The 22,064-nt window shown below is 42.1% G+C and carries 22 protein-coding genes and 1 riboswitch; of the genes, 5 read left to right on the forward strand and 17 right to left on the reverse strand.

The window, feature by feature from the left end; translation table 11 throughout:
* Complete coding sequence (locus AB685_RS07105; RefSeq protein WP_047969900.1) at window positions 1-267, forward strand: DUF3055 domain-containing protein; 267 nt, start codon at window positions 1-3, stop codon at window positions 265-267.
* Window positions 268-336: 69 nt separating this feature from the next.
* Window positions 337-630, forward strand: coding sequence for a hypothetical protein (locus tag AB685_RS07110; protein WP_047969901.1), 294 nt, complete (start codon window positions 337-339; stop codon window positions 628-630).
* An 84-nt stretch (window positions 631-714) separates the two neighbouring features.
* On the opposite strand, the gene AB685_RS07115 is transcribed toward AB685_RS07110, so the two are convergent.
* The gene (locus tag AB685_RS07115) at window positions 715-1,008 is read right to left on the reverse strand and encodes a YutD family protein (protein ID WP_047969902.1); all 294 of its coding nucleotides are present in this window, start codon (window positions 1,006-1,008) and stop codon (window positions 715-717) included.
* Between the two features lie 109 nt (window positions 1,009-1,117).
* Between AB685_RS07115 and AB685_RS07120 the strand changes: the two genes are divergently transcribed.
* Window positions 1,118-1,804, forward strand: a complete 687-nt coding sequence (locus tag AB685_RS07120) for a YhcN/YlaJ family sporulation lipoprotein (RefSeq protein ID WP_053073749.1) — start codon at window positions 1,118-1,120, stop codon at window positions 1,802-1,804.
* A gap of 60 nt (window positions 1,805-1,864) precedes the next feature.
* Here AB685_RS07120 and lipA read toward each other — a convergent pair whose 3' ends face one another.
* A complete protein-coding gene (gene lipA / locus AB685_RS07125; protein WP_047970347.1) occupies window positions 1,865-2,761 on the reverse strand; it encodes a lipoyl synthase in 897 nt (298 codons plus the stop codon).
* A 269-nt stretch (window positions 2,762-3,030) separates the two neighbouring features.
* On the opposite strand from lipA, the gene AB685_RS07130 reads away from it, so the two are divergent.
* Complete coding sequence (locus tag AB685_RS07130; protein WP_082153576.1) at window positions 3,031-3,993, forward strand: M23 family metallopeptidase; 963 nt, start codon at window positions 3,031-3,033, stop codon at window positions 3,991-3,993.
* 556 nt (window positions 3,994-4,549) lie between these two features.
* Here AB685_RS07130 and AB685_RS30195 read toward each other — a convergent pair.
* From AB685_RS30195 to AB685_RS07160, 7 genes are all read right to left on the reverse strand, one after another.
* Window positions 4,550-4,654, reverse strand: a complete 105-nt coding sequence (locus AB685_RS30195; protein WP_082153548.1) for a methionine/alanine import family NSS transporter small subunit — start codon at window positions 4,652-4,654, stop codon at window positions 4,550-4,552.
* Window positions 4,654-6,189, reverse strand: a complete 1,536-nt coding sequence (locus AB685_RS07135; protein ID WP_047969904.1) for a sodium-dependent transporter — start codon at window positions 6,187-6,189, stop codon at window positions 4,654-4,656. Before AB685_RS07135 ends, AB685_RS30195 begins: the two co-directional genes overlap by 1 nt.
* Window positions 6,190-6,544: 355 nt before the next feature.
* The gene (locus AB685_RS07140; protein ID WP_047969905.1) at window positions 6,545-8,107 is read right to left on the reverse strand and encodes a Na+/H+ antiporter NhaC family protein; all 1,563 of its coding nucleotides are present in this window, start codon (window positions 8,105-8,107) and stop codon (window positions 6,545-6,547) included.
* Between the two features lie 138 nt (window positions 8,108-8,245).
* Window positions 8,246-8,435, reverse strand: a riboswitch (Lysine riboswitch).
* Window positions 8,436-8,533: 98 nt separating this feature from the next.
* A complete protein-coding gene (locus AB685_RS07145; protein ID WP_047969906.1) occupies window positions 8,534-9,640 on the reverse strand; it encodes an HD-GYP domain-containing protein in 1,107 nt (368 codons plus the stop codon).
* Window positions 9,641-9,899: 259 nt separating this feature from the next.
* Window positions 9,900-10,202, reverse strand: coding sequence for a DUF1805 domain-containing protein (locus AB685_RS07150; protein WP_047969907.1), 303 nt, complete (start codon window positions 10,200-10,202; stop codon window positions 9,900-9,902).
* Between the two features lie 68 nt (window positions 10,203-10,270).
* Complete coding sequence (locus tag AB685_RS07155; RefSeq protein ID WP_047969908.1) at window positions 10,271-11,641, reverse strand: bifunctional UDP-sugar hydrolase/5'-nucleotidase; 1,371 nt, start codon at window positions 11,639-11,641, stop codon at window positions 10,271-10,273.
* Between the two features lie 218 nt (window positions 11,642-11,859).
* Window positions 11,860-12,708 carry a DUF72 domain-containing protein gene (locus tag AB685_RS07160; protein WP_047969909.1) on the reverse strand — a complete coding sequence of 283 codons (849 nt, stop codon included), beginning with the start codon at window positions 12,706-12,708 and terminating at the stop codon, window positions 11,860-11,862.
* A gap of 82 nt (window positions 12,709-12,790) precedes the next feature.
* On the opposite strand from AB685_RS07160, the gene AB685_RS07165 reads away from it, so the two are divergent.
* Window positions 12,791-13,489 (forward strand): VC0807 family protein, encoded by a 699-nt coding sequence (locus tag AB685_RS07165; protein ID WP_241773258.1) that lies wholly within the window; start codon window positions 12,791-12,793, stop codon window positions 13,487-13,489.
* A 513-nt stretch (window positions 13,490-14,002) separates the two neighbouring features.
* On the opposite strand, the gene AB685_RS32060 is transcribed toward AB685_RS07165, so the two are convergent.
* The 8 genes from AB685_RS32060 to sufD all read right to left on the reverse strand — a co-directional run bounded on the left by AB685_RS32060 (window position 14,003) and on the right by sufD (window position 22,056).
* The gene (locus tag AB685_RS32060) at window positions 14,003-14,494 is read right to left on the reverse strand and encodes a Ger(x)C family spore germination C-terminal domain-containing protein (RefSeq protein WP_241773259.1); all 492 of its coding nucleotides are present in this window, start codon (window positions 14,492-14,494) and stop codon (window positions 14,003-14,005) included.
* Window positions 14,495-14,577: 83 nt separating this feature from the next.
* Window positions 14,578-15,072 carry a hypothetical protein gene (locus AB685_RS32065; RefSeq protein ID WP_241773260.1) on the reverse strand — a complete coding sequence of 165 codons (495 nt, stop codon included), beginning with the start codon at window positions 15,070-15,072 and terminating at the stop codon, window positions 14,578-14,580.
* Complete coding sequence (locus AB685_RS07175) at window positions 15,062-16,150, reverse strand: GerAB/ArcD/ProY family transporter (RefSeq protein ID WP_053073750.1); 1,089 nt, start codon at window positions 16,148-16,150, stop codon at window positions 15,062-15,064. Before AB685_RS07175 ends, AB685_RS32065 begins: the two co-directional genes overlap by 11 nt.
* On the reverse strand, window positions 16,134-17,468 hold the full coding sequence (locus AB685_RS07180; protein WP_047969911.1) for a spore germination protein: 1,335 nt from the start codon (window positions 17,466-17,468) through the stop codon (window positions 16,134-16,136). The genes AB685_RS07175 and AB685_RS07180 overlap by 17 nt, the downstream gene beginning before the upstream one ends.
* Window positions 17,469-17,646: 178 nt before the next feature.
* Window positions 17,647-19,044 carry a Fe-S cluster assembly protein SufB gene (gene sufB / locus AB685_RS07185; RefSeq protein ID WP_047969912.1) on the reverse strand — a complete coding sequence of 466 codons (1,398 nt, stop codon included), beginning with the start codon at window positions 19,042-19,044 and terminating at the stop codon, window positions 17,647-17,649.
* Between the two features lie 75 nt (window positions 19,045-19,119).
* A complete protein-coding gene (gene sufU / locus AB685_RS07190) occupies window positions 19,120-19,554 on the reverse strand; it encodes a Fe-S cluster assembly sulfur transfer protein SufU (RefSeq protein WP_047969913.1) in 435 nt (144 codons plus the stop codon).
* On the reverse strand, window positions 19,544-20,764 hold the full coding sequence (locus AB685_RS07195) for a cysteine desulfurase (RefSeq protein ID WP_047969914.1): 1,221 nt from the start codon (window positions 20,762-20,764) through the stop codon (window positions 19,544-19,546). The genes sufU and AB685_RS07195 overlap by 11 nt, the downstream gene beginning before the upstream one ends.
* Complete coding sequence (gene sufD / locus AB685_RS07200; protein ID WP_047969915.1) at window positions 20,764-22,056, reverse strand: Fe-S cluster assembly protein SufD; 1,293 nt, start codon at window positions 22,054-22,056, stop codon at window positions 20,764-20,766. The genes AB685_RS07195 and sufD overlap by 1 nt, the downstream gene beginning before the upstream one ends.
* Window positions 22,057-22,064: the final 8 nt, after the last annotated feature.

Genomic DNA, 22,064 nt, shown 5'->3' on the forward strand with positions numbered 1-22,064 from the left:
ATGGGAGAAAATTTCTTTTTATACGATGATACTGTAGAAACTAAAACACGCTTTGTTAGTTTTATGGGGGAAAATCACCGCTTTGACCTGGCTATTGTGAAATCCGACCGTTATTACGGAAAGAGTCTTGTTCTAGATATCCAAGGCAACAGATTTGCCATTATCGGCAGCGATGACCTGGACGAGCCAGGCTATCTTGAGCACGCATACCAATTATCGGAAGAGGATGCGGCCGAGCTGCGTTCGTTTTTGTATCAGGTAGTGTAGTAATCCTTAATAATCCTCTCGTGTCTAGGAAAGCATAACAGTATTCTTAGATAGAGGGGATGTTTTTTTATGTATGAAAGAGATAAGGACAAAGAAGAAGAACAATACACCGATTTCTCCAATGTAGAAACACAACAAAATTTTCTGATTCCCGAAACGCTGCCGGAAGGGCCCTATGGTTCCCCCCGCGGAAAAGACACGCCTGTTGAAAACAAAAGCACTCCATGGCGGGAAGGCCAGCGGTACTATAGTGCCTTTAATTATGAAAATAAAAACCTTCATCAGGATATACCTAGGCAGCACCCGGGTGCTCATCCGACCCACGATGATAAGAGTGAAAATGAGGAACCGCCTTATGGATAGATAAGATGCTATGCTCAACTTTCCAAATACCTTCTCCAATAATAAACCCCATCAACCGCCACAACACGGTCAATGGGATTTATTTTATTTCGCTTCAGCAGCCACTTTCTTCACTTTTTTCAAAACAAAGTAAGCACATCCAAAGTTACAATATTCTAAAATATAATCGGGCAAAGTGCTGATTTTTGTGTCATGTGTGGATTTGTGGTTCTGATCTTCAAAAAATCCGCGCAGGCGCAATTGGTTGTAACCCCAATCACCGACTATGTAATCGTATTTGTTCAACACATCAATATATCTTGCTCGAAAAGTTTCTTCGTTAAAGCCATCTCGGTTTTCTTCTAATAGTTCGTAGCAATGGTTTCCAATACAAATCATGATCCGATCCTCCATTTCTGCTCTTACTTACATTATAGACCATTCTCCATCAATTTCTAAGTCAAAATTTTTTACAACGGGAAATCCTATTGGTAAGGAGGTGTTTCCGTTGAGGAAAACAATTAAAATTATTGCAGCATGCAGTTTGGTTACATCTTTAATGACAGCATGTTCGTTTGATCCCACACCTGAGGAGCGACAAGCCAGAAGTGTCATTTACGGGCGTGATGGTCAGCCAATGAATACAAATACAGGTCACCGTTACGATATGTATGATGCAAAGGATGGCAACAAGCATGATCAAACCCACTTCGGCTATGTCAGAGACCAGGCCGAACCTGTGAGAAATTCACAGCGCTATAACGAAAACATTGCAGCAGTGGATTATGGGGAAATAGCGAATATCATAAATAAAATGGTGGTCCAGTTACCGGCAATTGAAGACTCCGCCACACTCGTTACAGATGAAGAGGTACTCATCGCTTATGAGACAAATAGTGAAGACCGTGAACTGACAGCGGACCAGGTAAGTAAAACGGGATTGTCGATCGTACCTCGTTATTACCACGTGTACATTTCCGATAACCCGGAGATGATCCATGAAATAGAGCGTTTCCGTTCGCTTGGCGTCACAAGTCCCAGAGTGGATGAAATATTGGAAACCACCATTAAAGAAATGTTAAAATCCCCTCAAGGTAAAAATTTGAATAACGGGGAAAACGGCAACGGTGAGGCTGATGGTGAAATGAACGAGGAGACAGAGAAAAGTGAATATGGGAAACAAATGAGAGACTAGTTACCCTCTCTAGCCACTGAAAAAGGTACAGATTCCAATCGGATCTGTACCTTTTTCATATTATGCTTGGGCTTGTCTTGCTTTCGATGCTTCGTTTACCTGCTCATCTGCATGGTAGGAAGAACGCACAAGCGGTCCTGCCTCACAATGGTTAAAACCTTTTGTCATTGCAATTTCTTTCAACTCAGCAAACTCATCAGGGTGATAGTATTTTTGCACCTTGATATGTTTCTTAGATGGCTGCAGATATTGTCCGATAGCCATGATGTCCACATTGTTGGCACGAAGGTCATCCATCGTTTCAATGATTTCCTCTTTTGTTTCCCCAAGTCCAATCATGATGCTTGATTTTGTAGGGATGTCAGGTTGCAGTTCTTTTGCACGTCGTAAAAGTTCGAGGGAACGGTCGTAGGTTGCTCTTGCACGGACTCTTGGTGTAAGAGAACGGACCGTTTCAATGTTATGGTTCAAAATATCCGGTCTTGCAGCCATTAACATTTCGATGTTTTCATATACGCCACCCATATCAGACGGAAGCACTTCAATGGTTGTGAAAGGATTTTCACGGCGAACAGCTCTGATGGTCTCAGCAAAAATTGCAGCACCGCCATCTTTTAAATCATCTCGGGCTACTGCAGTGATTACCGCGTGCTTTAGGTTCATCAATTTAACGGACTCTGCTACTCGTTCCGGCTCTTGCGTATCAAGTTCGGTTGGCAGTCCTGTTTTGACTGCACAGAAACGACAGGCACGTGTACAAATGGCACCAAGGATCATGAATGTCGCTGTACGTCTTACAGCCCAGCATTCGTGAATATTTGGACATTTTGCTTCCTCGCAAACTGTGTTTAGATTATGCTCTCTCATCAATTTTTTAAGGCCTGTATAGTTTTCATTCGTATTCAGCTTGATTTTCAGCCAATCTGGTTTACGTATGTACTCTTCTTTTTTAGCCATATGATCAACTCCAACTAGTCTTATTTTCAAGGAATATTTTATCTGTAAATTTTCACTATTCTCACTAATCTCATTGGGTAAATGACATGTTTCATCTGTCACTTTACCAAACATCCCGTGAAGAAACAAGCCCAAAACCTTCCACGAGCATGACTTCAGTGATCTTCCATGAATTAGTATTTATGAAATAGAGAAAACTCACCAAACTAACAGTAGGAAATGAAATAAAAGGAAGGAGTGAGGTCTTGGTACGACTACTTTTATGCGTAATAATCTTATTTACTTCGATTCCTGCTGATGCCTTTGCTGCAGAGAAAAATTTAACGGACGAACAAATATATGCGAAAAGGCAGGAAATGTATAATAGAATGCAATCTGTCACCCAAATTCCTTGGCAGTACTTCGCTGCAGTCGATCAGTATGAAAGGAATGTCCGAAGGGTCCGAAGAGATATTCCCAAAGCTACGGGGGTTATCGGAATATACTACAAGCCTGAGATTTGGGCTGGACCATTAAATCCGAATCCGAAGGACACCAACCCTTCAAGTATTCAATTTTTCAGCGGAGTTGGGCTGGACGGCAACGGCGATGGAGTGGCTGATTCCACCAATGATGAGGATGTATTGTACACATTCGCGACCTATCTTCGTACGTATGGTACAGACAAAGAAAATTTAAAAATTGCACTTTGGGAGTATTACCAGCGAGATAAAACAGTTGGCCTGATCATGGGTCACCTGAAGCTTTACAGTGCTTACGATACGTTGAAGCTAGACACACATGCCTTTCCGCTCCCGATCCGTTCCAATTTCAGTTACCGTAACACTTGGGGGGATGCACGTGGGTGGGGAGGTCGAAGAATGCATGAAGGTACTGATATTTTTGCCAGCTATGGTGTTCCTGTCCGCTCCACTTGTTATGGAGTCATTGAAATAAAAGGATGGAATAAATTCGGTGGATGGAGACTTGGCATCCGAGATATCAATAATACGTATCATTATTTTGCGCACCTCAACGGGTTTGCAAAGGACCTTGAAGTGGGTCAAGTAGTAGAGCCTGGCCAGATTATCGGGTCTGTAGGCAGCTCAGGATATGGACCACCTGGTACCGCAGGGAAATTCCCACCGCATTTACACTATGGCATGTATAAAGACAACGGCTATTCCGAATGGTCTTTTGATCCGTTTCCTCATTTGAAATCGTGGGAGCGTGTGGATAGAAGGAAACGATAGACAGGAGAATTCCTCTATTTAAAAAGTTTTTCTAAAAGGTTGTTGTTTTAGCTGTAGAGTTTGACCGTTCCACGCCCGGTCCTTATTGTTTTAACAAAAACAGATATCTCAATTGCAACACACCAGTTGATTGAAGTGGAAGGCGCGTAGAATCCTGTGGGAGGAAGGGACAGGGGAGACCCCTGAAGCGTTGGAGGCCACTGAAAAAGTACTGAATTTTAGTTCTTGGGTAAACACCGCTGTTGATTTCCGCAAATAGCTTCGCTTTCCGCGGGGCGACCTTGAGCCTCCTCGGGCCCTGCGAGGTCTCAAGATTGTCGCTACTCCCCTGCAGGAGTCTACGCTATTTGCTCCAATCTACAGCTAGAAACCATTAAAAACAATTCGTTTTCAGTTTTGCAGTGCCCTCGAAGCGTTGTGAGAAGGATCCCGGACCGCCCACTGGAAAGCGAAGCGCCTGGAACGGAAATCAACCGCTTTACAACAACCATATAAAGATCTTACCTTTTAAAAAAAGCTGCTGACCGCTCATTAGGCGATCAACAGCTTTTCTATTTTATGCTTCTCTACTCTTCTTCACAGCCCACAAGATACTTCCTGCTAGGCCTCCCCAAATGATGACAATTCCGACAACCATCATGACAATCGCACTTGCTTCCATTATTTATTGACCTCCTTAGACGAGGAAGATGGCAGCTCCAACGTGTCTTTTTTCCATTTGATGACGGAGAAGAGGATACCTACAACCAATGCCATCAGTGCAACAACCACTCCGTATTGAACCGTGAATGCACGAGAATATCCGTCAGCAGCTCCATAAACTTCCGCGATGTTTGTACGAATCAGGTCGAACATCATGTAACCAAGAACGATTGGCGTGATAACTGATAAGGATAGTTTCCACCAAGATCCAAGGAACCCAGTCAATTTGATATCAGAGATCTCATTCGCATGACTTTGTAATGGTTTAAGCTGTTTTGCGAACCATACTACTACAATGACTTGAACCAGACCGGCAAGAGCTACACCGAATTGGTTGATGAAATAGTCTGCTACATCAAGGACATTCAAACCGCCTTGAGTTGCGAACAGCAAGGAAATAACTGCGGAAAGTCCTCCACCGATTGCTACCGCTTTTGTACGGGAAACTTTGAATTTATCCTGTACCCCGGCCACAAATGTTTCTACGATAGAGATCAAGGAAGATAATCCCGCCAGTACTAATGACCCGAAGAACAAGAAGCCGAATAGTTCTTTAAAGGCAGGGAATTCATTGATGATTTGTGGGAACACGACGAATGCCAAACCGACACCACCGGCAACCACCTCATCTACACCTACACCTTGTTGTACTGCCATGAAACCTAGAATACTGAATACTCCGATACCAGCTAATAACTCAAATCCTGAGTTACTGAATCCGGTAATAAAAGCGTTATTAGTGATATCAGATTTTTTCGGTAGATAACTCGAATAAGTAATCATAATCGCGAATGCGATGGATAAACTGAAGAAAATCTGTCCATATGCAGCTACCCAGACCTTACCGTCTGCAATGGTGCTCCAATCCGGTTTGAAGAAAGCATTCAGACCAGTACCTGCTCCTTCCAAAGTCAGCGCACGGACAACAATGATCAGGAATAGAACAACTAGTGTAGGAATAAAGATTTTGTTCGCAACCTCTACACCTTTCTTAACTCCCTTGAATAACACGCCTAGCGTTACTACCCATACAATTATTAATGGAAGCAATACAGAAGGAACCATGCTTCCGAATTCACCAGGTGCAGCAACCTGAAGGTATTCTCCAATCAGGAATCCACCTGTGTCGTCTCCCCATTTGAGATTCAATGAGAACACGGAGTAGGACATGGCCCAAGCGATGATGACGGCATAATAAGTAGAAATTACGAATGCGATACCAACTTGCCACCAGCCAAGCCATTCATACTTTTTGTTCATTCTTGCATAAGACAGTGGTGCAGACCCGCGGTACTTATGACCCATAGTAAATTCAAGGATCAATAATGGAATACCTGCTGTCAGAAGGGCGAATAAATATGGTACGAAGAATGCCCCTCCTCCATTTTCATAAGCAGTTGCCGGAAATCGCCAAATGTTCCCTAACCCGATGGCCGATCCAACCGCTGCCAATATAAATCCTGCTCTTGTCCCCCATTGCGGTCGATTTTCCATTCTCTTTCTCCCCCTACTTAGACTCTTAATAATTACCAGAAAATAGATGAAAGAGTCCAAATGTTTAATTTTTTCTGATTATTTAATATAATTTATACATAGTATAACTAGACTTTATGACTATGTCAAAACAAACTTTTCGATTATATTAATCGACAACATGTGACAATACTCTACATTGTATATTTATTCTGAACTTTTTGGCTATTTTGCCGAACCACCTTCTATATAAGCGTTTCTTTATGAATTTTTATTCATTTTTTATTTCTGAAAAAAAACACCTCACTCTTTATCACTTTAATACAAGTAGATAAAAAGGAGGTGTTTTTTGTTTTATTTAAAAAGTAATATTAGCTTATTCTGCCATTTTCAGTGCTTTAAACCCAAACCCGATAAAAATGAAAGCGACAAAAACTACTAAAAGTCCGAGTAAGGTACTTCCAGTAAGACCTAAAACAATATAACCTACGATTGCTACAACTGCGCTGATTAATGCATATGGCAACTGTGTAAGAACGTGATCAATATGATTACACCCTGCACCAGTTGAAGATAGAATGGTTGTGTCTGAGATCGGAGAACAGTGATCTCCAAATACCGCTCCAGCTAGAACAGCTGCCAAGGCAGGCAACAGCATATCGATATCCGTTGCTGCGGAAATTTGTCCGGCAATAGGTAATAGCAGGGCGAACGTTCCCCATGAAGTACCAGTTGCAAAAGCGGTTATCCCCGCAATAATAAAGATGATAACAGGTAAAAACGCAATGTTCATATTGGAATTTTCCACTACTCCTGCCAAATATCCTCCTGTATCCAAGGAATCAATCAATCCGGTAATCGTCCAAGCAAAAAGTAGAATATAGATGGCAGGCATCATTGCTTTTACTCCCGCCTTAATCCCTCTACCCGCAACATTTCCTTCCACTCCACCTTTTGAAACCTGCAGGAAGAACAGGATGAACGTTACGATAAGTGCGAAGATACCACCATAGAATAATGCAGCAGATGGATCTGTATTTTCAAAGATGGCAAGAAGGGATACTTCACCTTCTGTTGCAGTGTAACCAGTCCAAATCATTGCACTTACAACACCGACTACAAGGGAAACAATCGGCCATACAAGATTTCCGACTTTTCCTTTCGTACTTGTCGGCAGATCATCATCCAATTCTCCAGGTACTTCTTTTGAAGTATCCACTACTTCTCCGGTAGTCATGGCACGCATTTCATGTTGTTTCATCGCACCGAAGTTCACATTGAAATAACTAACCAGGAACACCATGATAATGGCAGAGAATACGTATAGATTCATAGGTATCATTTGAATGAATGCGCTAAAAGCAGATACATTTGTTACACTGTGCGTCGTTAGAATTCCACCGATGATTCCGATGATATAAGCACCCCAGCTTGAGATTGGAGAAACTACACAAATCGGTGCTGACGTGGAATCAATCAGATAAGCGAGTTTAGCACGAGATACTTTGTGACGATCTGTAAGTGGTCTGCTGATCTGACCAACCGCCAAACTGTTGAAATAATCATCAATGAATATGATCAATCCTAATACAGTTGTTAACAGTTTGGAGCCTCTTCTTGTTTTGACACGTTGAAGCGCCCATTCACCGAATGCACGACTTCCTCCTGTGATAGAGATGAATGCAGTAATAATCCCTAATAATAGTAAAAATAGCAGGATGAAAATGTTCCAAAGATTAAGCTCTTTATCTTCTACTGAATAAAAAAGCCCTACTACCGTATCCCAGATCAACATTACCATTGTCAGCGGATTGAAATCTGCCAACATAAGTGCTGCAGCCAAAATACCTACTCCAAGTGACAGCAATACTCTCCTGGTCAAAATGACCATCAAGATCGCAAGCACTGGAGGAATTAATGAATAAATAGTTCCTTCCATAACAAAAAACCCCCATTAAGCTGTAATATGTTTGACCAGTTCAAACGGTTTACAACAATGGAAGGCGCTGAAAGAGAACAAAATAAAGGTAATGATAGAAAATAACTATCATTACCTATGTAATGTGTTATCCTCCACCCGATCAGTAGCCCTCCATTATTGAACCGTCCGTACCGGTCATAATGGCAGTGTTATCCTTATTCAAGATAACCCCAGCAATATAAGTTTGACAGCTTATATTGCTTCGGCACAGCATCCTTTCTTCTACCATCTTAGGTGTCACCCTCCAGTAGTACTACTCTTATGCTATGCAGCCTCTACCTCATCGTATGATAAGGGAAGTATATTATTTTATGAAATTACTATAACATATATCCTCATATAGGACAAAGGAAATATATTTCTTTTCTTTGAGAGTATTTCCTACTAGCTGACTGCCGCTATTTTTTCAAGCGAGTCGCAGTCTACAATCGCTAAATTCAAATGGTCTTTCAAATTAATATCGTATGGCGTTTCCAATTCTTCGCCTTCTTCTTCTACCACCCTGATTATAGGTCGCTCCGTCAGATCCTTGTTCTGTCCGACGACAAGTCCTTTTCTTCCGTCATTAAATGTGACCATTAATCCGTATGGATAGATGGCTACTGATTTGCGGAATGCTTCGATAATTTCCGGCTCATACAATGTACCCGACCCCGCGTATAATATTTCGAGGCCTTCGTGAGGGAGCATGGCACTCCGGTAGATTCTGTGCGACGTCACGGCATCGAAAACATCCGCTACGGCGAGTATTTTTCCGAACAGGTGGATGTCATCTGACTTTATCCCACGAGGATAGCCGCTCCCATTCAGGCGCTCATGATGCTGGAAAGCGCAGTGTGCGACCAGCAACGGAATAGACTGCATGTTGCGAAGAATATCATAGCCATAGGTTGCATGTCTCTTCATTTCAGCAAATTCATCGCTTGAAAGTTTTCCAGGCTTGAAAAGTATCTCATTCGGAATCAGCATCTTCCCTATATCATGAAGGATACCGCCTAGCCCCAATATTTCTAGATCTTTCTGCGACAATCCGAGCTTCAATCCAATGGAGAGTGCATACAGCGTTACATTTAACGAATGGGTAAATACATAATTATCGTGCACATATACATCCGTCAATAATGCTGACACTTCATCATTGGATTTCATATCTGTAAGAAGATGCTGAATTAGTGACTTTAAGCTCTTGGATGACTTGTCCATTACAAACCATTTACTTAGAGACTTTTCATGCTCCACCGATTTGAAAGTGTCTGTGATGGTTTTTACCGCCTCTTTGCGGGCTTTATCAGAGATGATTGTTGGCACTTGCATGCCGCTTGTGCGGGGGTCTTCTATATATACATAAGTTATATTCAATTGTTGCAGGCGTGAAATCATTCGTGAAGTGACAGAAATACCTGCGCTCAACAGTACCCTGCCGGAATCATTGTAAATCGATCTGGCTAATACCATTCCCGGTTTCATTGATCTTGTAGGTAATAGTCTCATAATTTCTCCTATCTTCACATTTCGACAAAATCTATATATTTCCTATTATAGTAAAAATTTATTAATAAAGCTTGGTAATTTTAAAAAAAGTTTTGAAGAATTTTTTCGGGGGTGATTAGAGAACCACAAAAATACCACCGTCTACACAACCTAACGATGGTATTTCCCGTGCGGTACCGGCGCAACTAACGAAAGTCAAATCACCGGAATATATAATAGGACAAGTCCTGCAAACAAGCACATCCCATCCTTTTTTTCATTACAGCATTTTTAATAATGCATCCTTTCCTGCCATTCCTACAGTAATACCTATATTTTCCGCCTCATACGTAATGGATTCCAAAGGGGCCTCTATTAATTGCTCGATGGTGCGCACTCCAACTGCACGCCCTGCAATGATTTTCCGGTCCTTCAGCTTGGCATTCAACAAGCCGACATCCAGCGCACCACACATGATATAGCCCTTGTCACTTGTAACAGCCAGAAAATTGGTTTTTGGTAACCTTACCGTAATCGCAGTAAACGTATGGCCTTCGATTGTAATTGGTGTCATTTCAATCATAGATAATTGTCACGCTCCCTTCCCATATCAATTTATGGTGTGGTAATGGAAAGGGTGTGAAAAATAGGTTAATCCCCCGAAAATGAATGTGCCAGCACATCCCGAAGCAGTTCTGGTAAAAAGAATTTCTTTTCTTTTGCACGGATGATGCTTGGATACATTCTTCCAAATGTGAACATATCAATCGTTCCGACTGTTACTGTATCCGAAGATTTTAGATGTCTGCCGCCTACATATATCGCGGTGATTTGCACCGAGCCATCTGAAATAGGCTCCTGGTCAAACCGGACACCGTTGAATGCCATTCGGCCCATTACCTCTCCTCGAAAGCCAAGGCCTTTAATCCGCAACTGCTCCATTTCAGGGTGAAGAGCCTGTTGAACGACCTCTCTAAGCTCCTCACCTGTCAGCGTAACTCTGCATGGATTAATTGGATGCGGACAGATACGATGCAACATCTCAAGTGTCACATCCCCTGCTTCCAGACCGTCCAGCAGTACCCCAGCATTGACCATTCCTATGTCAGCGTGACACCATTCTCTCAACTTTCCAGCGAGAATGTCAGGAAAAATGGAAGGAGCAAACCATTCTACCGGTAGAGGTCGCTCTATCTTTCCGATTCTTTTATTCAGAGTCTGTTCTGCTGATAACTGCATTCCTTTAATCAACTCTACATACTCCTTATCCGGCTCATAGAGTTCCAGCTTATGGAGCTTTGCGGTTGATTTCACAAGTGACTTTGCTACCTTGTCATACGTCAGATCGACCTGACCAATGTATTGTCCGTACTTTCCAGCTCCGCAGATGAGCGTATCACCTATTCGTCTTCCATCCGGCAATACGTGATGGGTATGTCCGCCAAGTATAACGTCTATTTCCGGAAACCTCCTGGCCAGCTCTTCATCATCCGAAATCCCAAGATGAGATAGTGCCACGATAATGTCTGCCTCTTTTTTCAATTCAGGAAGATATTTTCCCAAAATAGTATAAGGGTCTTCTATTTTCCAACCTAGCAGCGAATAGAAATGTTGATAGAAGACGGTCACCCCGATAAAAGCGACCTTGATACCATCCATTTCTTTCACTTCATATGGCTTTGCCCATTGTGGATAGTCACCATTCTCTTCAAATAGGTTAGCTGCCAAAACAGAAAATTCCGCCTTATCATAGAGTTCCGATAAACCTTGATAGTCAAGGGTTATCCCTTCATTATTGCCAAAAGTGACAAAGTCATATTGGAGCTTGTTCAGCAGTCTCGTATTGGCCTTTCCACCTGTAGCTTCGGTTATAGGATGGAAACGGTCCATATTATCACCAATGTCGACAAGAGCAGCAGGTACGTCGGAAGCCTGTTGTTCCTTTAAAAAGGTGGCAAGTTTCGGATAGGCATCAAAATGACTATGAATATCGTTTGTATGTAAGATTCTAATCTGTTCCAAGCATACTCTCTCCTCTATATTTAACACTTAGACTTCTTTTATAGGATGCTGTTGAGTTTTAATTATTCTAGCTGGTGATTGGAGCGAAAGGCGTAGACTCCGGCGGGAGGTAGCGCTTGGTGGAGACCCCGCAGGCTTGCCGAGGAGGCTCTCGTCAGCCCCGCGGAAAGCGAAGCCTTGCGCGGAAATCAACAGCGGTGTTTAACAGGAGCCTACACTTAAAATAAATCCAGTTGCCTTGGGGCCAAGCCTGTATATTCTATTCCCAGCATATCGATCATCTGCTTTGCATTTCCGGAAGCATGACCACCAGAATTATTGTTAAATAGCATATAAACATTCTTGGATAAGGAGGTCAGTTTCTCCAGATTCCCTTTCCATTCCAGTAGTTCCGTCTGGTTGTAATCATACAGATATCGGACCTCCCGCCAGTCCTTCCCTGATGCAGGCTTAGTCCAGCCATGTACGTTACGACCGTGCAGGCGCACTAGGGTGTTGTCGGGATCTGTCGGGTGCAAGACGGTCGGAATAGAGCCTGTGCCAGCTTGCGGTTCATCACAGATGCTATGTATCCAGCCTTCCTTTTCCATAAAGGTGATCGTCCTGTCATGATACGCAGGCAAAAACCAGGTCTGATTACGGAACTCGAGCGCTACCTTCGTGTCGCCCATCTGTTCCTTGCACCATCTTAAATAGTCGACATTCTCCTTTTTACATTCAAACCATGGTGGAAACTGAAACAGGACCATTGCCAATTTTCCGGCCTTTTCATATGGCACGATGGATTCCCGAAAAGCCGCAAACATCACTTCTTTGGAGTCAAATGGAATCTCCCCACGCTGATGTCCGGTCATTCCCTGATAGGCTTTCACAATAAAGGCAAAGCTGTCAGGGGTATCCCCCACCCATTTCTCGACGTTCTGTTTCGGCTGTACAGCGTAAAAGGAAGCATCCACCTCCACAACAGGAAAATGTGCTCCGTATTCCTTCAGCTTATTTCTTGGTGCCACTCCCGCAGTATATAACGAATCATGATCTCCCCAGCCTGTCACACCAATATAAATCATTCGTTTCACCTCATTTTTTACATTTTATCATAACTGCTGGGAATATCTCATGTTTGTAGTGCGGATTATGGGAGTAATTGGTATGATAAATATACTATTAATCTTTTTCGGAGGCGCTATGAAAAACAAAATCGTTGTATTCGATCTAATATTTTATCTGGCATTACCTTATCTGATCTGGAAATTCGGACAAGAGCCTTTAGGGGATTATTATGCGATCCTCCTCTCCACAGCCCCTGGATTTGTCTATACCATTATCCGGTTTGCGGTTGAAAGACAGTTCAATGTCACAGGCATGTTTATTATGGTTTCCCTTTTCATTAGTACCCTAGTTGATATTCTCTCAGGTGACGCCTTTACTATGCTTCAGAACTCGGTTTATGTGTCTGCAGGCTTCGGATTGTTCATATTGGGAACAATGCTAGTGAAAAGACCGTTGGCACTCTATTTTGGAGTTGACATCGCCTATCTGCAGGGGCATAAGCGAGAGGACAGCCTCAAGCTTTATCGTCAAAAATCGATTCTTCCTGCATTTTATATCATTACAGGCATTTTTGCCTTGCGAGGACTTGTAGCTGCCGGTTTGAAATTCTATCTGATTGGTGTATATGGTGTGCAGGGATATGACAGGATCTTATTTTTCATGAAAGTGAATGGCTGGGTGTTTGGTGCATTGATTGCTGCGGGGTTCATTTATTCCAGTCTGAAGATAAATGATCATTTGGAAAAACTCAAAGATGAAATTCCTACTGAAGATGATCCAAAAGATTTAGTTGGATAGATGTTGTTAATGGACCGCAGATGGAAGTAGATAAGAAAAACCAGGCAAAAACCAGGCAAAAACCACCTGGTTCTTCTTTAAGCTAAAAATCATTAGTTGTTTGGTTAACCGCCGCTGTTCCTTTCCGCAAATAGCTCCGCTTTCCACGGGGCGACCTTGAGCCTCCTCACTTGTTACGGGGTCTCAAGATTGTCGCTACTCCCCCGTAGGAGTCTATGCTATTTGCTCCAATCCACAGCTAGAAACCATTCATCTCTTTAAGATAGTTTTTAGTTATCCTTTCGATGAATGAAACCACCTTGTTGATTGCAGTGGAAGGCGCGCAGACTCCTGTGGGAGGAAGGGACAGGGGAGACCCCACAGGCTTGCCGAGGAGGCTCCCGGACCGCCCACTGGAAAGCGGAGCGCCTGGAACGGAAATCAACTGGATTTTATACTTTCTTACTTTTTGAAAAAAACACACCTAAGGGCTTATGCTTGAGGTGTGTTCTTTATATAATTATGACTTAAATCTTATCCAGCATTCATTTTCAAATTGCCTTCATTTTGAATGTTTATTTTTATATCCTGCTTATAGATTAATTCCGGATAATAATTCGTGCGCCATTTCTTTAATTCTTCTCTGGATAATTTGATTCGGAAGAATTGACCAAGTCCCAAGATATCAGCTTCACTGGACTGTATCTTCGTAAACATTTTATTATATCTCTCCAAAAGTAGAGTGGTCAACTCCTCTTTTATTTCCTCTCTTGAAGGCGTTCCATTTGTTTCTAACACTATAACTCTAAGACTTATTTCCGAATGGAAGTGAGGTTTCCCATTAATCATTTTGCTTTCATGTTTCATCTTGTTTCCTAGGATCATAACACTCCCTTGATTCAGGACTTCAATTTTCCCTTGGTTACTTTCGTTGTTAAATGCATTGTAAAGTAATGTTTCATCAGAATCTATCATCCCCACCATTTTTCCGTTCTTGATAACTGCCCCCCCAACAAATTCACACAACGAATTGTCCCCTTTACGTATCATGGATATAGCGATATCTTTTGTGTAGGAGTGAATACTTTGATATACATGCCACACTCTTGTTAGAGGTACTTGCGGATTCCATCCCGCATTTTTCTCAAAAAAATCCAGCAGAATCGTTCCTTCAGACCCTTCCTGTTTATCTTGCTCTCAAAAAAATCTTCAATATCATCTTGGCTTATCACCATCAATGCCTTTGAGGGAACGTCTCTAGACCTCATAAAGCCGGAGATCAGGTCCTTCATACCTTCCTCTGCCAAACTTCTATCCACAACAATGACCTTAGCATGTAGCAGATCTACACTACTTTCCATATTTGCGCTCATCTTATCAATAATCTGGTTGATTGTAGTTCCTGTATCACTGATGATAGTTGTTTGTATTTGACCATTTGTAGCTTTTGGAATTTGTAAAAACAGCTTGTATTCTTCTTCATTCTTTGTGATTCCAAGCACCAACGGCATTAATCTGTGGTTAATGTCCTTATTATCCCAACAACCACTTGTAGTAAGAATGGATAATATTAATAATGCCAGTCCCAGCCTTCTACACCTCATGATGTCTACCTCTTCTCTTAGACCACATTCCTAAACAATATAGTGAAAGTGGTACAGTTATTAATACATAGAACCTCAACAAAGTGTTCCAACTGAAAAGCTTTTCAACATCGCTCCAATTAGGAATCCATAAACAGATTAGATAGATGATAGTGGAAAAAAACAAGACTAGGTAGGAATGCTTTGCAAAAGGCAGAAATGCGTTTGCAATTTTGACAGCCTTCCACATTACCAATGAAAGAAAGAGCATGATGAACGTAATGAGACTAAGTAAGAAAAAGATAGTGACCCGATCAAACATCAACCAGGTAATATTGATAGCGTCTAATGTCATGACAAAGGGAAAGAAAAAGGTAGATGCAGTAGCCTGTCCATAAGTCAGCAATGGTACATAAACAGAAAGGAAAAAACAGGGAATCACGAATGCGATACCTAGTAACACTTTCTTTCTTTGAAAAGTAAAGTATGGTTGGACGAATCCCAAGAACAGAAATCCCCCACCAATTGCGAAAAAGCTATTCAGGTAAATTTGATTCTTAATAAAAGAAAAATCATCGTTCCAGATAGGAAATATGTAGTTCCAATCCACATTTTGAAAGGAGTAAATCATTACAAAGAAGATAAGTGGTAAGAATAAAAATGCAATCAGAACACCGGTCCTTAGGATAGTTTCCACCCCTTTCATTGCCAGAAAGCAGGTGATGACAAGAAATAAGAGCATAATCGCCCAAAGTGGTGTATTAGTTAGAAACACAATCGTAATGATTTCAGAATAGGCACGCAATGTTATGATGATTGCCATAATAAAATAGGCGAAGATCGGAAGTAGAAATACTACTTTTAACACATTGCCTGATCTAGTATAAATCTCTATAATGTTCTTGCCCGGAAAGAATGCCAGTCCTCTCATGTATAGGCTCACTACCGCAATATGGAGTATAACTCCTATCGTCACGGGAATCCAATGAGCCTCTTCGGTACTTCCAATGATATCTGCAGGGTAAAGAAAAAAGATTAGACCTAGATGAGTCAACACATATATGATAACTACCTGCCAGCTTTTATCCACTTTTCGCATCACCCTTTGAAAACTTCATATTTAAATACGGTACTCCCAGAGTATTAATACTAGAAAAATATGCACAAATTAAGAATACACCTGCCAAAATGCCGAGAACACCGAATAATGCGGCAAAGACTAAGATTATATATTTTAAAATCCGAATAGAAATCAAATTTTGATAACCGATTACTGTTGCATTCGCAATGGTTGTTGCCGCCAAGACTATGATTAGAAGATTACTGACTAACTGCGCCTCTACAGCGGCTTGTCCCAGGATGATTCCCCCCACCATTGTGATGGTAGGGCCAATACTTCTAGGAAGACGCACACTTGCTTCCACGATCAATTCCAAAATAACAAGCATCAAAATTATCTCTACCAAAGCCGGATAAGGGACGCCATCACGGCTTTGAGCAATGGATAACGCCAATTCAATTCTTAAAACCTCCGGATTGACCGCAACCAGCGCAACATATAAACCCGGCGCAATTAACGCCATCATTAAACCAATAAACCGTAAGGAGCGAAGGGAGATCGTAATTGGCATAGGAAAATTCTTATCATTTTCCAGTATAAATATGTCCCAAAAAGAACTTGGCAGAATGTAGGCAAACGGAAATCCATCTATAAATACCGCTACTTTCCCTTTTAGCACACAACTTGCTGCTTCTTGGGGTATTTCTGTTGCATGTACCCTTGATACAGTACTCCAAGAAGATAAATTTAAAATCTTGGTGAAGTCTTGAATAGTATGCAAATCCTTCTCTGAGCCCTCATCTAAGAGCTTTGTAATTCTATATATTAAATCCTTTGAAACAACTTCTTCATCGTAGAGAACAGAAATACTCTTTTTTTGCCTTTTACCCAAAGTGTATTCTTTCACATGCAACTTATCGGATACTATTCTCTTTCTGAGGATACCGATATTCACTATTCTCTCTTCATTAAATGAATTTAACGGCCCTTGTAAGACACTCCCATTAGTAGGTTGCTCTACTGAACGACTAATTGGAAGCATAATAGGCTCCACACTCACCATAAATTCCTCATGGTCCTGGAAATAGAGAACTATTTTCCCCTCTAAAATGGCAGTTATTATTTCATGGACTTGAGTCATCTTTTGTCCAACACTTGCCAAGTGCGGTATCAATCCACTTTTCATTATTGCTGCTGCCATCACCTGTTTTTCTATTAGCTCTATTGATTTAGCGACATCCACAAGGCTTCTTAATCCAATGATCCCCAGTTTTATCTCTTGTAGTTCCTCTTCTACTAAAAAGAAATCATCACTTTTACCTAGTCTTTCTTTTATGGAGGTTATTAAGGAGCTCATGTCACTATTTCCTTTCATCTTTAATGTGCATAGTGTCCCCTACAGGCATTTTTATATGTTCATATTTAAGATATTCTAGCTGTTGATTGTAGCGCAGGGCGAAGAATCCGATGTTTATTAGAAACAAAACAAAAAGACCTTGGCACATTTATATGCCAAGGTCTTTTTTGGTATTTTATTACCCAATAGAACCTTCCATCTCGAACTTAATTAGACGGTTCATTTCTACTGCGTATTCCATTGGTAATTCTTTTGTGAATGGCTCGATGAAGCCCATTACGATCATTTCTGTTGCTTCTTCTTCAGAAAGCCCACGGCTCATCAGATAGAACAGTTGCTCTTCAGATACTTTGGATACCTTCGCTTCATGCTCAAGAGAAACGTTGTCGTTGAACACTTCGTTGTAAGGAATTGTATCGGAAGTAGACTGGTTATCCATGATCAGCGTGTCGCATTCGATGTTGGAGCGCGCTCCCGTTGCTTTTTTACCAAAATGAACGATTCCACGGTATGTTACTTTACCACCTTGCTTGGAGATGGATTTGGAAACGATTGTGGAAGATGTGTTTGGTGCAAGGTGAATCATTTTCGCCCCTGCATCCTGATGTTGGCCTTTACCGGCAATTGCAATGGATAATGTCATACCACGAGCGCCTTCTCCTTTAAGGATTACAGCTGGGTATTTCATCGTCAATTTGGAACCGATGTTGCCATCAATCCATTCCATTGTCGCATTCTCTTCACATACTGCTCGTTTTGTTACAAGATTGTAAACATTGTTCGCCCAGTTTTGAATCGTCGTGTAACGGCAGTACGCGTCTTTTTTAATAACGATTTCAACTACCGCACTGTGTAATGAGTTTGTCGTATAAACAGGTGCTGTACAGCCCTCTACATAATGTACGTGTGCGCCTTCGTCTACAATGATAAGTGTACGCTCGAATTGACCCATATTTTCGGAGTTGATTCGGAAGTACGCTTGAAGTGGCGTTTCCACTTTTATACCTTTAGGAACGTAGATGAAAGATCCACCAGACCATACTGCAGAGTTCAAAGCAGCAAATTTGTTATCAGTAGGCGGGATTGTTTTCGCAAAATGCTCGCGGAAAAGGTCTTCATTTTCCATTAGTGCCGTACCTGTATCTTTAAAAACAACACCTAGATCTTCCAGGTCTTCTTGCATGTTGTGGTAAACAACCTCAGATTCATACTGAGCAGATACACCAGCAAGATATTTTTGTTCCGCTTCTGGGATACCCAATTTGTCAAACGTCTGCTTGATTTCTTCAGGTACTTCATCCCAAGAACGCTCGGACTTTTCAGAAGGTTTTACGTAGTACGTAATTTCATCAAAGTTCAAGCTCTTCAGGTCGCCACCCCATTGTGGCATTGGCATGTTATAGAAATGCTCCAAAGATTTCAGACGGAAATCCAGCATCCATTTAGGCTCATCCTTCATACGAGAGATTTCTTCTACGATCTCTTTCGTAAGACCACGGCCGGAACGGAAAATGGAAACGTCTTTGTCCTTAAAACCATACTTGTAATCGCCGATTTCAGGCATTTTTTTAGCCATTTTATTCCCTCCATTCAAGAGGTGAGCAATAGTGAGGACAATTTCTCATCACTACCACTCCCTATCTTGCCTTGCTTATTCCGATTTGACTCCCTTTTCCATGGCTTTCCATGCAAGAGTGGCACATTTGATACGTGCCGGGAATTTCGCCACACCTTGAAGTGCTTCGATATCTCCCAAGTCCATCGCTTCTTCATCGTACTCTTTGCCTAACATCATATCATAAAAGATATGGGATAGCTCTAGCGCTTTTTCCACTTCTAGTCCTTTTACCGCTTGGGTCATCATGGATGCAGATGCCATCGAAATGGAACACCCTTCCCCATCAAACTTCGCATCGGCCACTTTGCCGTCTTCCACTTGAAGTGTCAAATGGATGCGGTCACCGCACGTAGGATTGTTCATGTCGACGGTGATACTGTCAGACTCGATCGCCCCTTTGTTACGCGGATTTTTGTAGTGATCCATAATTACCTGACGATATAGAGTATCTAAATTATTAAAAGACATTACTAAAGTACTCCTTTGTTTTCACTAATGATGCTACTAGCTTATCAATTTCTTCCTCTGTGTTATACAGGTAAAAACTAGCACGTGCAGTGGAAGAAACTTTCAGATACTTCATTAATGGCTGTGCACAGTGGTGTCCTGCACGAACAGCGATTCCTTCTGCATCCAACACCGTAGCTACATCATGTGGATGTACGTCCTCTATATTGAATGTTACAAGGCCCGCTCTTTTCTTAGGGCCGAAGATCGTGATTCCTTCGATTTCGGACATGCGGTTCATCGCATATTCTGCAAGTTTGTGCTCATGGGCAAGTACGTTGTCCATTCCCACCTGCTCAAGGAAGTCGATTGCTGCTCCAAGTCCGATTGCACCCGCTATGATCGGAGTACCTCCTTCAAACTTCCAAGGAAGCTCCTTCCAAGTGGATTCCTGCAGTCCGACAAAGTCGATCATTTCCCCGCCGAATTCGATTGGTTCCATGTTCTCAAGCAAATGTTTTTTCCCGTAAAGGGCACCAATTCCGGTTGGGCCACCCATTTTATGGCCGGATAGGGCGAAGAAGTCGCAATCCATATCCTGTACATCCACTTTCATGTGTGGCGTACTCTGGGCACCGTCGACCACCATAATCGCGCCATTTTTATGGGCAATTTCGGCGATCTCCTTAATCGGGTTAATGGTACCTAATACGTTGGAAACTTGCATGATGGAAACGATTTTCGTATTTTCTGTGATCGTCGCTTCCACATCTGTCAGGGACAGGCTTCCGTCTTCTGTGAGCGGAATATATTTTAAAGTGGCGCCAGTGGCTCTTGCCGCCTGTTGCCATGGAATGATATTACTATGGTGCTCCATATAGGTGATAACTATTTCGTCGCCTTCCTTCAGGTTGGCACGGGCATAGCTTCCAGCTACAAGGTTCAGAGCAGTTGTTGTACCACGTGTGAAGACAATCTCTTCTCTGTGGGCAGCATTGATAAAGTTCTTCACTTTGTCACGTGCACCCTCATATCCGTCTGTCGCTCTAGTACCAAGAGTATGAACACCACGATGTACATTGGAGTTATACCCTTTATAGTACTTCTCCAACGCCTCAATGACCGCTAACGGCTTTTGAGAAGTAGCAGCACTATCAAGATACACAAGCGGATTACCATTGACCTCTTGATGCAAAATAGGAAACTGCTGACGTATCTCTTGGATATTCATTACTTTACTTTCCTTTCAATTACATCAATCAGTTGGTTTTTAACTGACTCGATTGGCAATTGATTTACTACAGGTGCCAGGAATCCGTGGATTACTAAGCGCTCTGCTTCCTTCTTGGAAATTCCGCGGCTCATCAGGTAGTAAAGTTGAAGCGGATCAATGCGGCCCGCTGATGCTGCGTGACCTGCAGTAACATCATCTTCATCAATAAGAAGAATAGGGTTTGCATCTCCACGAGCTTTTTCACTAAGCATCAATACGCGTGACTCTTGCTCTGCATTTGACTTGGACGCACCGTGCTCGATTTTACCGATACCGTTAAATACGGAGCTTGCGCTGTCCTTCATTACACCATGCTTCAATATCTGACCGTCAGAGTTCTTGCCAAAATGAACAACCTTCGTTGTGAAGTTCTGCTTCTGTTCTCCACGACCAACTACAACCGTTTTCGTGTCACCGACAGAACCATCGCCAATCAGGTTTGTTACGTTCTCGGAAATCGTATCGCCATCGTTCATCAGGCCAAGTGCCCACTCTAGTGTCGCGTCACGGCCAACTACTCCGCGACGGTTAACGTAGGTTGTAACACCTTTACCAAGGTTGTCTACAGCACCATATTGTACTTTAGAGTTACTGTTAGCGATAACCTCTGATACGATGTTGAAAATGGAACCTTCTCCATCCGTGTTGGACAGATAGGTTTCCACGTATGTTACCGCACTGTTTTCTTCTGCCACGATTAATACGTGATTGAATACAGCTTCCGCTTGGTCATGAAAGTAGATCGCCTGGATCGGCTCTTCAATCACAACGTTTTTAGGAACATAAAGGAATGCTCCGCCGTTAAGTAATGCTGCGTGTAAAGCGGATAGTTTGTGCTCATCTACTTTTACACCGTCTTGCATGAAATATTTTTTCACAAGGTCACTGTGCTCTTTTGCAGCAGTGATGATATCTGTGAAGATAACGCCTTGTGTTTTTAATTCTTCTTTCACAGTGGATACAACAGCTGTGTTATCCACTTGTACATATATATTTTCTCCGTCGACTAACGCCTTTACCTCTTCAGGTAATTGGTCCACAGAAGTTATGGAAGTTTCTACAGTGTGCTTCTGGAAGTTTGTAAAGTTCCAGTTTGTAATCTTCGTCTTATCCGGCTTTGGTAATGGCAGTTCTTCTGCCAGCGCAAGAGCTTGTAAGCGAAGGTCCAACAGCCACTGAGGCTCCCCTAATTCTTTAGAGTAGTTAGTGAGGTAGTCTTGATCAAACGGTAATTTCGTCTCTAACGTCATGATAATCC

The sequence above is a fragment of the Bacillus sp. LL01 genome (assembly GCF_001037965.1).